Source organism: Dolichospermum circinale AWQC131C, from assembly GCF_000426905.1.
Classification (GTDB): Bacteria; Cyanobacteriota; Cyanobacteriia; order Cyanobacteriales; family Nostocaceae; genus Dolichospermum; species Dolichospermum circinale.
Genome location: NZ_KE384589.1, coordinates 103,094 through 103,375, shown reverse-complemented (window position 1 = coordinate 103,375; position 282 = coordinate 103,094). Strand labels below are relative to the sequence as shown.

The following is a 282-nucleotide window of genomic DNA, read 5'->3' as shown; positions in this document are numbered from 1 at the left end:
AAGTAATTAAGAAATTTCAAAATCAGGAATAATGCACACAGACACGATATTCTACCAAATCTTTCTCACTTTTCACACTCTATTATTTGAAATTCTGGGAGAACCTACAGAAAATGCTAAAGATTATCAATTTACCTCTGTAGAAGTGAAAGAAAAAGCATTTCGGTTTGATGGGATTTTTATGGCAGATAGTCTAGAAAAACCCATCTATTTTGTAGAAGTGCAATTTCAACCCAAACCAGATTTTTACTGGGAATTAATAGCAGAAATCAACATTTATCT

General features: G+C 31.6%; 1 protein-coding gene. It reads left to right on the top strand.

The window, feature by feature from the left end; translation table 11 throughout:
- Nucleotides 1-31: 31 nt before the first annotated feature.
- On the top strand, nt 32-282 hold a 251-nt coding region (locus tag ACIR131C_RS21775), incomplete at its 3' end, for a DUF2887 domain-containing protein (protein ID WP_035371422.1).